The 14,526-nt window shown below is 46.6% G+C and carries 8 protein-coding genes; 2 read left to right on the top strand and 6 right to left on the bottom strand.

Going from position 1 to position 14,526, the window contains the following annotated elements; genetic code table 11:
* Positions 1 to 2: 2 nt before the first annotated feature.
* The 6 genes from tolQ to ruvC form a co-directional block, all read right to left on the bottom strand.
* Positions 3 to 671, bottom strand: coding sequence for a protein TolQ (tolQ, locus tag ACO6VE_RS16790; RefSeq protein WP_422451051.1), 669 nt, complete (start codon positions 669 to 671; stop codon positions 3 to 5).
* A 214-nt stretch (positions 672 to 885) separates the two neighbouring features.
* Complete coding sequence (locus ACO6VE_RS16785; protein ID WP_422451049.1) at positions 886 to 4,086, bottom strand: ATP-binding protein; 3,201 nt, start codon at positions 4,084 to 4,086, stop codon at positions 886 to 888.
* 254 nt (positions 4,087 to 4,340) lie between these two features.
* Positions 4,341 to 6,929, bottom strand: a complete 2,589-nt coding sequence (locus ACO6VE_RS16780) for a hypothetical protein (protein ID WP_422462433.1) — start codon at positions 6,927 to 6,929, stop codon at positions 4,341 to 4,343.
* A 1,489-nt stretch (positions 6,930 to 8,418) separates the two neighbouring features.
* A complete protein-coding gene (gene ruvB, locus ACO6VE_RS16775) occupies positions 8,419 to 9,420 on the bottom strand; it encodes a Holliday junction branch migration DNA helicase RuvB (RefSeq protein ID WP_422451046.1) in 1,002 nt (333 codons plus the stop codon).
* A 20-nt stretch (positions 9,421 to 9,440) separates the two neighbouring features.
* Positions 9,441 to 10,058: a Holliday junction branch migration protein RuvA gene (ruvA, locus tag ACO6VE_RS16770; RefSeq protein WP_422451044.1), complete on the bottom strand. Its 618-nt coding sequence runs from the start codon at positions 10,056 to 10,058 to the stop codon at positions 9,441 to 9,443.
* A 22-nt stretch (positions 10,059 to 10,080) separates the two neighbouring features.
* A complete protein-coding gene (gene ruvC / locus ACO6VE_RS16765; RefSeq protein ID WP_422462431.1) occupies positions 10,081 to 10,605 on the bottom strand; it encodes a crossover junction endodeoxyribonuclease RuvC in 525 nt (174 codons plus the stop codon).
* Positions 10,606 to 10,952: 347 nt separating this feature from the next.
* Here ruvC and ACO6VE_RS16760 point away from each other — a divergent pair, with 347 nt between their 5' ends.
* Positions 10,953 to 11,246 carry a hypothetical protein gene (locus ACO6VE_RS16760; RefSeq protein ID WP_422462429.1) on the top strand — a complete coding sequence of 98 codons (294 nt, stop codon included), beginning with the start codon at positions 10,953 to 10,955 and terminating at the stop codon, positions 11,244 to 11,246.
* A 195-nt stretch (positions 11,247 to 11,441) separates the two neighbouring features.
* Positions 11,442 to 14,318, top strand: coding sequence for a DUF1601 domain-containing protein (locus tag ACO6VE_RS16755; protein WP_422451040.1), 2,877 nt, complete (start codon positions 11,442 to 11,444; stop codon positions 14,316 to 14,318).
* Positions 14,319 to 14,526: the final 208 nt, after the last annotated feature.

The following is a 14,526-nucleotide window of genomic DNA, read 5'->3' as shown; positions in this document are numbered from 1 at the left end:
CTTTATGTCCGGCTGTAAACTTTACGGTGAAGGATACTGGAAAACTCATCCGCAAATATCTCGTAATTGGACACCAGGGCTTCAACCCTTGAAGCATAGCGGTTATAGGCGACAACCGCCGGAATAGCGGCAACCAGGCCAACAGCAGTGGTCAGCAAAGCCTCGGCAATGCCCGGTGCAACCGAAGCCAGGGTTGGCTGCTGAACCACCGCCAGCCCCCGGAAAGAGTTCATAATACCGACAACTGTGCCAAAAAGACCAAGATAAGGGCAGGTAGAACCAACGCTGGCAAGAAAGGGAAGGTTTCCTTCGAGGCGCTCCTGCTCCCTGGAAATGGCCACCCTCATGGCCCGCTGAGCACCTTCCATAACCGCATCAGGATCAACAGTCCCCTGGTTTCGCAGGCGGGTAAATTCGGCGAAGCCGGCTTTAAAGATGTGTTCCACCCCTGAGCCGGACTGTTCATTTTGTTGCACTTCCTTGTACAGCAGAATCAGATCCATTCCCGACCAGAAACGATCCTCAAACGCAATCATGGCCTGCTGCGCATTTCTCAGCAGGATTCCCCGCTGGAAAATTATCATCCATGAAACAACCGATGCAGCTACCAGTAACAATAACACCAGTAGCACAATCCAACTGGCGTTACCCACCAGAGCCCATAGAGACATGCTTTCTGCCACCGACAACCTCTCTACCCATCAATTATGAAGTCGAAAAAGGACTGATCATAACACCAAAAACCACAATGGGGATCAGAACCACCCGATAAAGGTCCAAGGTAATTGTATCCCGTGAATAACTGTTTGATAGCACGTCAGTGAGGGAGATCAAATCAGATTTACACACACCCTACAGTAGGACAGTCTTAAGTCAGACAGGCTCCTAGCCAGAATGCTCCACTAAAGCGTTATAGAGTGTCTCCAGCCCCATAACGTCCAGTAGCTTGCACAGCTCAATAACTTTTTCAGGGACGGTGCCATAACCCGGCTGCACTGACCACCCTTCGGCTTTTTCTTCCAGTGTTTTCAGGTCACCGATCTCAAGCAGGCGCTGCAAAACAGTGACCATTTCCTGCTGACAAACGCCGGAGAGCGGCAAATCAGGAGACAAGCCGTTATCATTTTCCAAATGGTCATAAATACAATTAAACAGTTCATCAAAGCGCACGGGTTTGGCAATAAAACCACAAAAACCGGAATCTGCAATTTGTACTCTCGCCTGTTCTGACACACTGGCAGATACGGCCATAATCTTAATGGATGGGTGTCGGCCGATACGGTGAATCGCCCTGGCAGCATCAAAGCCATCCAGGCCGGGCATTCTGAGATCCATCAAAATAAGGTCATAGCGAGTGGTTCTGCATTTTTCCACCGCTTCCAACCCTCCCTCTGCTGCCTCAACATGAAAAGATTTGGACTTAAGGGCCTTTACCAACATATCTCTATTATTAATGCTATCGTCAACCACCAGAATTTGATGTTGATTAAAGTGCTCTGGCTGTAAATCAGGTCCGCCGTTTCCCGGGGGTAATTCGGCTAACACTTTTCTGCTTTCCCCTTGGCTAATCTGATAGGGAATACTGAAATAAAAACGACTCCCTTTGCCAGGTTCACTCTCAGCCTGAAGCTCTCCCCCCATGGCTTCCACCAGACGATAACTGATAGACAGCCCCAAACCGGCACCGCCACATTCCTGCCCTTTTTTTAGCTGGGTGAATGGCTGAAACAGCTGCGCCAAATCCGATGAGACAATCCCCACGCCACTATCAAGCACTTCAAACTGAAGCTTGTCACCTTTGACAAACACCTTTAGATAGACACTGCCAGAATCAGTAAACTTGACGGCATTGCCAATCAAATTGATCAACACCTGGCGCAGTTTGACATTATCAGCAACAATCTCCAGTTCTACATTGGGCAGAATATCCAGCAGTAAGTTCAGGCCTTTGACTTTCGCAGTTTCGCGAAAATTGGCAAACACCATATCCAGCGTCACCTGGATATTAAAAGGCACCACCCGGGTTCTCACAATGCCGCTTTCAATCTTGGTGATATCGAGAATGTCATTAATCATGGTCAAAAGATGCAAACCACAGGCCTCAAGGGATGACAGACTTTCCCGGTATTTATCGGGAACATCTCTGTCAGCCAACAGCAGCTGGGCATAGCCAAGGACGCCATTAAGCGGGGTCCTCAGTTCATGGCTGATATGTGACAGGAATAAGGATTTTGCCTTGCTGGCCTTTTCGGCCGTTTCTTTCGCCTTCAGTAGCTCGCCTTCGATTCGCTTTCTCTGGGTAATGTCACGAAAGACAATGGAGATCAGCAAACCATCGGCTGTGGTCAGCACGTTGCTGGATATTTCCACTGGAAATCCATGGCCATACTTATCAACCCCACGGGAGAGCCTTGCCTCCAGGCAATGGCTATCGATGTCATCGGAGTCGAGTTCCTTCAGCAGCATCAGATCTGATCGGTACTCAGGGTCAATTAACAGCGCTAATGGCAGGCCCAGTAAATCACACTCATGATAACGAAAGAGATCTTCGACCCTGGGATTTACCAGGGTGATGACACCCGCCGTATCGGTGATAACAATGGCATCCGGCGAACCGGCTATCAATGCCTTGAATTTTTCCGTATCACGAACAAGGTGGGTAATATCATTTCCCATACACTCAATGCTATCGAGCTGTTGACCGGTGTTTTTCTGGGTGAGAGAGCTTTTATTGGCGTGCCCCGCACAACCCACTTCAATACAGCGTATGGAACCGTCTTTATGGAAAAATTCCAGTTCAAATGTTTCCTGCCAAACCCCTTTTGGCAACTGCTTCAGGACGCTTCTGAAGGTATCGTTAACCACCGAATCCGTTAAAAAACCCTGAATTTTTCCAGAAAACTCGTCTTCGTCGAAACCCAGTACTGAAGTAATTGATGGACTGACATAGGTAATATCCCCGGAAGTGGCCAGATGAAAATAGAAATAACGTCCTCTTAACTGCTGGACAAGGCTGGCCATATTTTGCGCCCGGGCTTTTTGCAAAGCCTCTTCCCGGTTTAACAGTCGTTCCTTTAACCGGATAAAGCTCCGGTTCAGGCTAACCGCTTCATCCTTTGAATCCTGGAAATTATCACTTGAATCACTGGGCAGAAAACCAAAGGTATTCATTTCACGCTTTAATTCATTCAGGGGACGCGTAATCCTGCCAGACACACCCCATAAGCATATAATGGCTAACACCATGGCCAGGCCAATCAGGCTTGCGCTTAAAAAGGCCTGTTTATACACCGGCTTCATGATGTCAGTTTCCATGATGCTATAGCTGAAAAACCAACCGGTGGATTTAACAGGCACAGCGGCAGACCACTTGTAGCTGCCCCTGGTTAGAATACGGACACTGACCAGCCTGCCCTCCTTAACAACATTGTGCAAAACATCTTTCATAAAGCCGCACGGCTCATCAGGCCTGGAAGGTTTAATCGGGCTGTACAGCAAATGCCTGAACGAACCGCCATTCTCTGAGGGAAAATAGAGTTCGCCACTGCCCTCACAAGGCCCAAGCCGTGAGAATTTTTCAATGGTTCTGTACTTCAGTAGTGATATGCCATTGGCGTACACAATGTGTCCGAAAGGGTCGGCAATAATCAGGCGAACCCGAAAATCCAGGTTTATCGGCATATTGACCAGCTTGGCGGCATCCAGATCGAGCCTTAGGAAGCGGCTCCGATGGTTATCATCCGAAACCCTGACCAGAAAGCTGGTATAAAACACCGGGCCGGTTAATTCAGTATTAACATACCAGTCATACTCTAAGTTATTGTTGATTGACAAATAGATTTGATCAGGAATGGAGTAATCTGAGTCCTGGTCTCCAGAAACAAATTTCTTCACCATCCAATCAAAATAAACAGACTCTTTACTTTTTATCAACACCCCGCCTTTCTTTTCAAAATCGACAATGGATAACGATTTCACATAGGGCATATCTCTGAATATTGAAATAACTTTTGCAGAGAGGTCATGATAAGAAATCTCACTGGCAGACAGGGATAAAGCCTTGCCAGCCAGGATCACTTTACTCATTCTTGTATCTACGGATGCTGCATATCGCAACGTCTCGTTGAGATGCCTTCTACCGATTTCTTCAGAGGCCGTCCGAAAGGTAAAGTATAGAAAAACAAACGTAATGATACTGTAGAACACTATCGCTGGTAGCAGATTAAACAGCGTAATCTTCTGACGGATAGATGTAGCCATAACACCATATTACATCCGGAAATATTTCATAGGTACTGCTGCCCTGTTTATCAGACAACCATCATCCAACATGCCCCACATTATCGATCACTAAAGAATCTCCCATGGGGTTCATTCAGGCACTCCATAGAACTCCTGCTGACGGGATCCCCGTTGATAAGAGAAGTATATGGTATACTGACAGATACTGATTTCAAGGCTAGATCTTTCACAGAACCAATGCGGTCTATTTCTTTGAAAAAGCCCTCATCATAACCGCTGCATACTCTGACGACTGGCGTATCATGCAGCAGAAAATAACCCGACCTGTACCCATACCCACCCTCGATAAACATAAAATCCGGTTTGGAGGATGACGTTTCATTAATACTTGCCTTAATCTTTTCCTGAAGCATATTCATGTTAAGCTCACTGGTAAAGTTCATGAATGATATGTCATTGCCATTTCTATCCTTCGTGAGACGAAGCATCCAACGAGCATACTCTCTGGTATCTTCTGAAGGTAGTGGCATCATCAGGTACACTCTTGGAGAGTGCTCCCGACCAAATTCATCTTGTATCATATCAACATAACCACGAAGCCATGGCTTTAATCGAGTCATGATACTGGACGACAATTTCATTTTGATAAAGACACGCTCAACATCCCGCTCTACCTTCCTGGTTTCTGCACAGCTGCCCGGGAGCCATACGACGAGCTTCTTAAGGAAATCCTCATCAGAGAGATTCTCACTATTTTCATTTCCCAGACTTCTTTCTTTTCTGATTTCGTATAATTCTTTCAAACCCCGAAGCACTTTTTCAAAAAATAACTTTTCACAACCATCCTGGCATGGCATGTAGGTAACCGGTAATGAGCAATTTAGCTTACTGGCCTGCTCTCCTTTGTCCTTGACGAAGATACTGGACCATGGGGTTTCACTGACATTGCCAATCAGATAGGAATTCTCCGGCTGACGATTAACAAGTATCATTGTGTCCATTGTCAAATTCTCCAGAGTATCATGAAATGCCTCAACCCCTGTGCATTCTTCCAGGCGAAGAGATTTATCCTGACACATAGACCGCCACTGATATAAAGCCGTTCGAAATTTCTTATCACGCCCATGAAAAGGCTCAACCAGGAGCACATCCACTTTTTTACCATAAATCCTTCTGACCAGTCGTTGAAAGCAAGGTATGGTGATCATTAGAGAATCACTGGTTTCGTCAAACTCGGCATCCAGCAATAACTGACGACTTAATCCCAAAACACTATCAACGCTATCGCCCTCTATGGGTTTATAGCTATGAATAGCTTCCCATTTTTTTAGCCAGGCAAAAGCAGATTCATTAAACATATCCTCTTTAGGGCAAGTAGTTGGAAAGAAATGAATAACATCACCCCTTATAGCCTTATTCATCATTGTTTCGTATTCAATTTTGGATAAGATATCTTCTTTATGGTCATCAACACCATTGCCATTCAACTTCTTCGATGATTTCTCCGCAAGACTCTTTTTTATTCGCTTCATGTGTCCAAAAGCCGCATCAGACAACTGTCGAAGCAACTCCATTCTTCTTGATAAGGGTAATGATTTTATCTTTTCTGATTCAGCCGGATCAGTCTTATCTACATACTGATCAAAATCAACCAGGGGGTTTTGTATATACCGTTCAAATAAACTCGATACAACTTGAGAAAACCGCCCCCCTGAAGACGCGTCTTCATTGTAACTGAGGCTTTCCATAGTCATTTCAGAGTCTGAGAAAAAATGGCAGGCACACCAGGATAAAAATCGATCATCTTCCGCCAGCAAAGAGGACACTTTGCTGACCACATCCCGCAGGGAAGAGGTTTCCTCTTTATGTGAATCATGACTGACCGACTCTCTTACCAGTCTGGATTGTATTTTTTCAAGTTGACGAAGATCATTGGTCAGCATCACCAGCACAAACAATTTTGACATCTGTGGATCTTCAGACATTTTGGAAATAAATTCATGGCGCTCCTTAATCCATTCCATCATAAATTGATTCCCCGGCAAAATCTGTCCATCGATGGTAACCGTTGCCGGGGCAACATCAAGATAAATAAGCTGATGTTTCTTCCGGTCATAGGCAAAATTTGCAAAATTACCATCAATAACACATTTGATTACCCAGCCATTACCTTTCTCCTCGATCATCTTGTTAAAACGGTCACACCGGTCTATCAAATCCAGAATGCCTTTAATGATTTCAAATTTAACCTCAGGTTTCTCATTAGGATCTTTCAATATACACTCAACCATCTCTTCCTGATCGTATTTCCTCTGTAATCCTAACACTGTCACCTGGTCCTGTTCATAAAACTCCGGTTTCATTGAATCGCCATTAACATCCATTGCTTCCATCCTGTAATGGTAATCGGACAAGACCGGTTCATCGCAATCTTCTCTGGGCAGGACGGGCAGGTAATCAAGATTATTGAAAGCATCGGACTCTGATGCACTGTTTCTTATCCTCCTGACCCTCACTGGATAATTAGAAGCAGCGACACCATAGGAAACATTCTTTTCTGGTAAATCAAATTCATAAACCTGATCAGCACCAATCGCACCATCCCGATACGGCACCGCTATGTATTCTATAGGACTCAGTGCAAACTTGATTTCTCCATTTTTTCCCAGCAGGGGGTCTGTCATCACACAGGAACACATTCTCTGTGTACTACACAGTGTCCTGATGGTTGCTCCAGAAGCAGCGTGATTCATGCTGTGCATGATTTTCTTTGCTGCCAATTTGTTAAACTCTGCATGGGTAAAGACACATTGCGCAATTCCTGAACCAAGATATTCACCGACAAAGCCATTTTTCTCAGGCGTAGTCTTCCTGGTATTTCTGACAATGGGTATCGACTTCTGGCGTAGAAGATCCCTGTTGGTTTTATTGTTTATACTGCCATCCGTATTTCTTTTCAGCTTATCCCTGGTTGATTTGCACTCCTTTTCGACATCAAATATTTCATCAAGATCGGGTTCAGGACAGTTAATAAACGGAGCTTGCAACTCAATAAATAATTCTCCTTTTTTCAGAGTTGTTACAGGGACACTGCAGGAGAAATACAGTTGATTCCTGTCCTCACTTCCTGTGACCAGCCGATAGTTGGCAATATCAGAAATATTCTGATCCTCAGGAATATTTTTCCGAAAGCGAATCAGGAAATTCATGCTGGATTTTTCCTCAAATGGATCCAGCAGTCTTACTCGATTAATCAATCCTGCAAACGCCCTGTCATCCTCAGCACCATCCAGTTCAATGTAGATACCATCAGGACTATACATTGGGTCAGTAACACGATCAAAGTTATGGCGACCAAAGGGATCCTCTTGATCGGGAATAATATCAGGGGTTAACAGCGTCACCGCATGTGAATGTTTCAGGTGTAAATACAGTTTATCTACATCATCCCTTGCATAAAAGCTCACCTCGTAATAAGAATTCAACGCGAGATTGTTGCTGTCGAACAACGCAACAAATTTCTCCATGACCGGATGAAGATCACTGCATAAAGATGTGCTGCCATCCTGAACTGAATGACGGGTGAACCCTAAACTTTTCGCAAACCCCATCAACACGGCCAGGTCTTCAAGTTGACTGAGAGTACTGTAATCTGATTTCGGTCTCTTGATCCCCCTGTGAGGCCAAATGACATCAGATGACGATAAACGACTTTGCGTAGCTTCAGACGTTAACCACTGAATTAACTCAGGACGCTCAACCAGACGACATCCCCTGTCTTTTACCCCTGCCAGTCTCCCCATTCCATTGTGATTAATCAATCCTTCTATCAGGTTCTCATTGAAGACATGTTCGCCTACTGTAAAAGGGATAACACGTCTTTTGATGCCGGCAGCAGTTTGTACCTCTCCTGTTGGATACTCTGACTCTGGTCTATCAATTTTCGAGCGTACCTGCATCCCGTAGGAAGTTTCAGGCGTTCCAGCTGGGAGCATATTATACATCCTGTCTGTTTAGATAGGGCCGGACTGTGGCCTGTTGAAGTTGAGTTGCATACTGAGGGTATCAGGTACTCCTGTTACGATATTTCCAAATGCCGTAAGGATAAAAAAAGAGGACTGACAGGTCCTCCGAGCATGAACTGAAGTCTAGTTCATAATACAACCTGAACAGCCCCTAGGGGTAATCATAGCCAAAATGTAGATAAGCGCTCTTAGTTAATACCCTGCCTCTGGGTGTTCTCATTATATAACCCTGTTGAATCAGGTAGGGCTCAAGCACATCTTCAATGGTGTCCCGCTCTTCACTGATGGCTGCGGCAAGGTTGTCCACGCCCACTGGACCTCCATCAAACTTTTCAATCATGGCCAGTAACAGTCGACGGTCCATATGATCAAAACCGCTGGCGTCCACATCCAGCATATTCAGGGCAGCGTCTGCCAGTTCACGGGTTACCGAACCATCGCCTTTTACTTCCGCGTAATCCCTGACTCTTCGCAGCAGCCGGTTGGCGATACGGGGTGTGCCTCTTGAACGGCGGGCAACTTCATTGGCCGCCTCGCTATTCATCGGCACTCCGAGAATACCAGCAGAACGGAGCACAATGGCACTGAGATCCGCCACATTGTAGAACTCAAGCCGCTGAACAATGCCAAACCGATCCCTTAAAGGTGAAGTCAGCAGCCCTGCTCGGGTGGTCGCGCCGACCAGGGTAAAGGGTGGCAGATCCAGTTTGATCGAACGTGCCGCTGGGCCTTCACCAATCATAATATCCAATTGATAATCTTCCATGGCCGGATAGAGCACTTCTTCAACGGCCGGGCTGAGACGATGGATCTCATCAATAAACAGGATGTCATTAGGCTCAAGGTTCGTGAGCAGGGCGGCAAGGTCTCCGGCTTTTTCAATCACTGGCCCGGAAGTCGAACGGATATTACTGCCCATTTCATTGGCAACAATATGGGAAAGCGTTGTCTTGCCCAGCCCGGGCGGACCAAATATCAACGTATGATCCAAAGCATCACCACGCTTTCGGGCCGCCTGGATAAATATCTCCATCTGCTCCCTGACTTTTGGCTGCCCGGTGTACTCACGCAACCGGACAGGTCGAATGGCCCGATCCTGGGCCTCTTCACTCGGGCGCTCACTGGCTGATATTAAGCGATCCGCTTCAATCATAATTTTTTCCGGGAATGATGTTAAATCATACTTCTTAATGCCTGCCTGATCAGTTCTTCACTGGACAGACCTTCTACTTTAATCCGCCCAATCACCTTGCTGGCTTCCTGAGGCTTATAGCCCAGGGCAACCAGGGCACTGACGGCTTCCTGTTCAGTATCCGCGGCCTGTTTTTCCAGGGCCTGCCCCAGGGGCGTTCCAGTCAAACCATCAAATTGCGCAGCAGAGCTATCCCATGTTGACAGTTTGTCTTTTAACTCCACGATCAGGCGTTCCGCGGTTTTCTTGCCAACCCCGGGTAATTTCACCAGGGTAGAACTGTCGCCATCATGGATACAACGTACAAATACAGACGCTTCTATTCCGGAGAGCAGTGTCAGGCCCAGTTTCGGACCCACTCCATTCACTTTAATCAGAGTACGGAAAAGCTCTCTCTCCCGGGCGTCGCTAAAGCCATAGAGCAGCTGTGCATCTTCTCTAACGACAAAGTGCGTATAAAGCGTTGTCTCAACACCAACCTCTGGCAGACGGTAAAACACCGACATCGGCGCTTCAACTTCATAGCCCACCCCACCAGCCTCAATCAGCAGGTATGGGGCTTTTTTTTCCAGCAAAATACCGCGAAGTCTGCCTATCATATTCAGTATCTCTTCTAACGACTTAACTACTTAATAACCGACGATTTCTTCTGCCCGTTGCTCCGGCCATTCGCACCAGGCTTGCCCGTGTGTGGGAGTGGCACAATGCCACTGCTAACGCATCAGCGGCATCGGCCTGAGGGGTTTTATCCAGCTTCAGAATTGAAGTAATCATGTGCTGTACCTGGAACTTTTCCGCAGAGCCCTTACCCACCACCGCCTGTTTCACCTGTCGTGCCGAGTACTCTGCAACTTCAAGCCCATGATTTACTGCGGCAACAATCGCCGCACCACGGGCCTGCCCAAGCTTCAGGGCAGAGTCGGCATTGCGTGCCATAAACACCTGCTCAATACCGACAGATTGCGGACTGTACATTTCAATCACCGTATTGATACCCTGAAAAATTTGGGCAAGTCTTTCTGGCAGTGGCCCATCCTGAATTCGGATACAGCCGGATGCTACGTATTTACATTGGGAGCCAATTTCCTCAATGATTCCATACCCGGTAATCCTGGACCCGGGATCAATCCCCAACAATATGGCCATTCCATTTCTGTTCCAAACCTGTCGTTAAAAAGAATACTGTATATACATACACGTTTCCAGCATTACAATTTTGAAACACGGCATTACCAAAACAGGCTACGAAACTCAGCAGTTGCGACTTACCCTTGAACATGAGTTTTGGGGAGCCAGCCTGCCAGATGAACCATCAAATGAAAACATTACTGATCATTGCCAGTGTCACTCTGGTGCTGTTTCTAATCACACTGGCCTTTAATCTTTAATGGAAGCCTAAGGCTCCCTGATAATTGTTTTGTCTGTGCTGGCCGAGTTATAAATAAAATCGGCTTTGACAAACTTCCTGTCTGAGTTTTCCAGCAGTTCTTTCGATGGTTTTCCTTACTATCAGTCGCCACATAGGCGTCAATACCTGCCTCATCCGGGCATGGGGGTCGGCAAAACTGAGTTATTTTTTTATCGTCTATTGGCTTGTCCGGATTCAGTGCCAGCTCTCGTTCTTCAAGGTTTTTTTTGGCCTTCTGGATTTTTTCCAACCGCTGCTGTTTGAACTTCAGATCTCCCGGGATACCGTATCCGGTCTCCTGTCGGTATGCCTCATCTTCCTCTTTGTCATTGGTTTCAGCCTTTTTTATCAGGGCTCCCGGGGGGCTGTCCGAGAATAAACTGCCCTACTGCGGCGGCAGCAAATTGGTCTAAAAAACCCATTGTTGATCAAATAAAGACAAGTTTCGAATTTAATCTATAAAATTCGTCGCAAGCACCAATTAAACCAGAGTTTATAGACATTTCAGCAAGATGAACTATAAACAGAACAGTGTACACTTTTCATATTTTTTATGAATTAATGAAATATAATTATGGATAGAGGCACTGCTGGTATAAGTTGGAAATACACGACATCAGGTAATGATTATAAACCACCGGATGGTCATACCAATGCTTCAAGGAGTGGGCGATATCGGCATGACACAGTCAGACAGGTGAATACTCCACCCCCCTATATCTCAAGGTGTAATGAATTTTATCATACTTCTGACGCATGCTCTTCTCACTATCCACCAAGACATTCAGTAAAACCTGTTTATGATTTTAATGCTCTCATTACACACGAAAAAATGAGTTGCCTGGTGAGGATATCTGCTCGTTATGGTGATCGCTATGATGGTAGAAAACACAGTCAATTTGCCAGTTCAATTAAACAATACACATTAGGGTCAAAACGACCTTTAAATCATAGTGAACAAAGCCAACTGATACCATTGTTGCACGATTTTAAAGCGACACCCGGGTGGACCTGGCGAAGCCTGACGACAACGCTTCATTCCTTTACTTCAGCGGGTGTTTTGACCCCTCATAAATACATGGATGAGTTGGGAAAGGAAACTCAAGCTGCTTTACTGTCAACTTTACTTGATGCAGTAATAATACAGTGCAACCAAAAACCTGAAGTCAGAACTATTGATACACAAGGTATCGCCAACCTACTGTGGTCTGTGGCGAAACTGGTGGACAACGGGCTGGAGAAGACAGCGAAGCTCAAAGAGGCCGTAGCCGCGCTGTTGCCCCATGTGAAAACCAAAGCCGAATCAAAAGACGAGAAAGACCACTTCAACACTCAAGGTATCGCCAACCTGCTGTGGTCTGTGGCGAAACTGGTGGACAACGGGCTGGAGCTGGAGAAAACACCGAAGCTCAAAGAGGCCGTGGCCGCTCTGTTGCCCCATGTGAAAACCAAAGCCGAATCAAAAGACGAGAAAGACCACTTCATCGCTCAAGGTATCACCAACCTGCTGTGGTCCGTGGCGAAACTGGTAGACAACGGGCTGGAGATGGAGAAAACACCAAAGCTCAAAGAGGCCGTGGCCGCGCTGTTGCCCCATGTGAAAACCAAAAAAGCCGAAGCAAAAGACGAGAAAGACCACTTTATTCCTCAGCATATCGCCAACCTGCTGTGGGCCGTGGCGAAACTGGTGGAAAACGGGCTCAAGCTGGAGAAAACACCGAAGCTCAAAGAGGCCGTAGCCGCGTTGTTGCCCCATGTGAAAACCAAAGCCGAATCAAAAAAAGAGAAAGACCGCTTCACTCCTCAGCATATCGCAAACCTGCTGTGGTCTTTGGCGAAACTGGTGGACAACGGGCTGGAGCTGGAGAAGACACCGAAGCTCAAAGAGGCCGTGGCCGCGCTGTTGCCCCATGTGAAAACCAAAGCCGAATCAAAAGAAAAGAAAGAACACTTCAAGCCACAGGAGGTCGCCAACCTGTTGTGGGCGGTGACGAAACTGGTGGACAACGGGCTGGAGCTGGAGAAGGTACCGAAGCTCATAGAGGCCGTGGCTGCACTTTTGCGCCACGTGAAAACCAAAGCCGAAACAAAAGAAGATAAAGACCTCTTCAAGCCACAGGATGTCGCCAACCTGCTATGGGCCGTGGCGAAACTGGTGGACAACGGGCTGGAGCTGGAGAAGGTACCGAAGCTCATAGAGGCCGTGGCCGCACTTTTGCGCCACGTGAAAACCAAAGCCGAAACAAAAGAAGGTAAAGACCTCTTCAAGCCACAGGATGTCGCCAACCTGCTATGGGCCGTGGCGAAACTGGTGGACAATGGCCTGGAGCTGGAGAAGACACCGAAGCTGAAAGGGGCCGTGGCCGCGCTGTTGCCCCATGTGGAAACCAAGGCCGAATCAAAAGAAGAGAAAGACCAATTCAAGCCACAGGCTGTCGCCAACTTGCTGTGGGCCTTGGCGAAACTGGCGGACAATGGGCTGGTGCTGGAGCTGGAGCAAACACCGAAACTCAAAGAGGCCGTGGTCGCACTATTGCCACATGTGAAAATCAAAGCCGAATCAAAGGAAGAGAAAGACCATTTCAAGCCACAGGAAGTCGCCAACCTGCTGTGGTCCCTGGCAAAACTGGGTGAGGCTATTGAGCTGAACGCGGTTAAATCAACGTTCGATTCTCTTGTCGAGAGAATCAGTGAAAACCCTCAGCTCTCTGAGCAGGGTATATTGATGTCTCTCTGGGGAGTAATGGCATTCTGTGCCAGATTTTATCTGGACAGAGGTTGCAGTGATAAAAACTCGCTTGAAAAGCACATAGGTGAACTATTTTCTCGCCTGGAAAATACATCATCAGGCAATACAGATGATCAATACATCATTGCCATGGCTGCAAGTTGGCTAGGGAGAACGTGTCCGGTGGTCCCCCATTACCGAACAATCATTTCACAATCTCAATCCACCTTCCGCGATCACCTCCAATCAAGCTTTCCGTCGTTGAAGATTGAAGAAGAAAAGAGTCTGAACTCATTACCTCCGGTTGACCTGCGACTGCCAGATTACAACATGGTTATCGATGTTCAGGGACCTTCTCATTACGTGAGTGGTGATTTCAAAACCAGGAATGGTTCGACTTTGCTTAAAATCGCCCTGCTGCAAAAACTGGGATTTGATGTCATTGAAATCCCGGTGAACAAGCTTGATAACCAGAATTCAATGAAAATCGTTATTGATCAAATAAAGACAAAGTTAGCAGTCCTGCCAGAGCCCCATGGCTCTGTGTCACTTAATAGCGGCGGGGGGGCAAACGATGAGGCATACGTTACTGCCGATGAAGGAGAGCAATTCTCAGATGACTGTTACTTTACTGCGGAAGAATATTTAGAAGAACAGACAGGTAATCCAAAAAAGAGAAAAAGGAAGAGAAAAAAAGCCAGTAAAAACTCATTATGGGGATAATGACCGGAGAAAGTTTCTGACGTATCTGCCAGTGAAGCATAAACCCAGGGACTTGTTGTTACCAAAAATCCCTCCCACCGGCAGCGATGAGTTACCATTGGTTGATTTCCAAATTCAACGGGATGATCGACCCCCTTTGCTCCAGCGCCATTACAGCATCTTCATCACTACTACGGGATCGTCAGCCCCTGTGCCTTGCATTGGTACT

It is taken from the genome of Endozoicomonas sp. ALB115, assembly GCF_049310245.1.
In the GTDB taxonomy this organism is placed as follows: domain Bacteria; phylum Pseudomonadota; class Gammaproteobacteria; order Pseudomonadales; family Endozoicomonadaceae; genus Endozoicomonas.
Note: the sequence above shows the minus strand (reverse complement) of the source record. Positions and strands in the feature narration are given on the sequence as shown.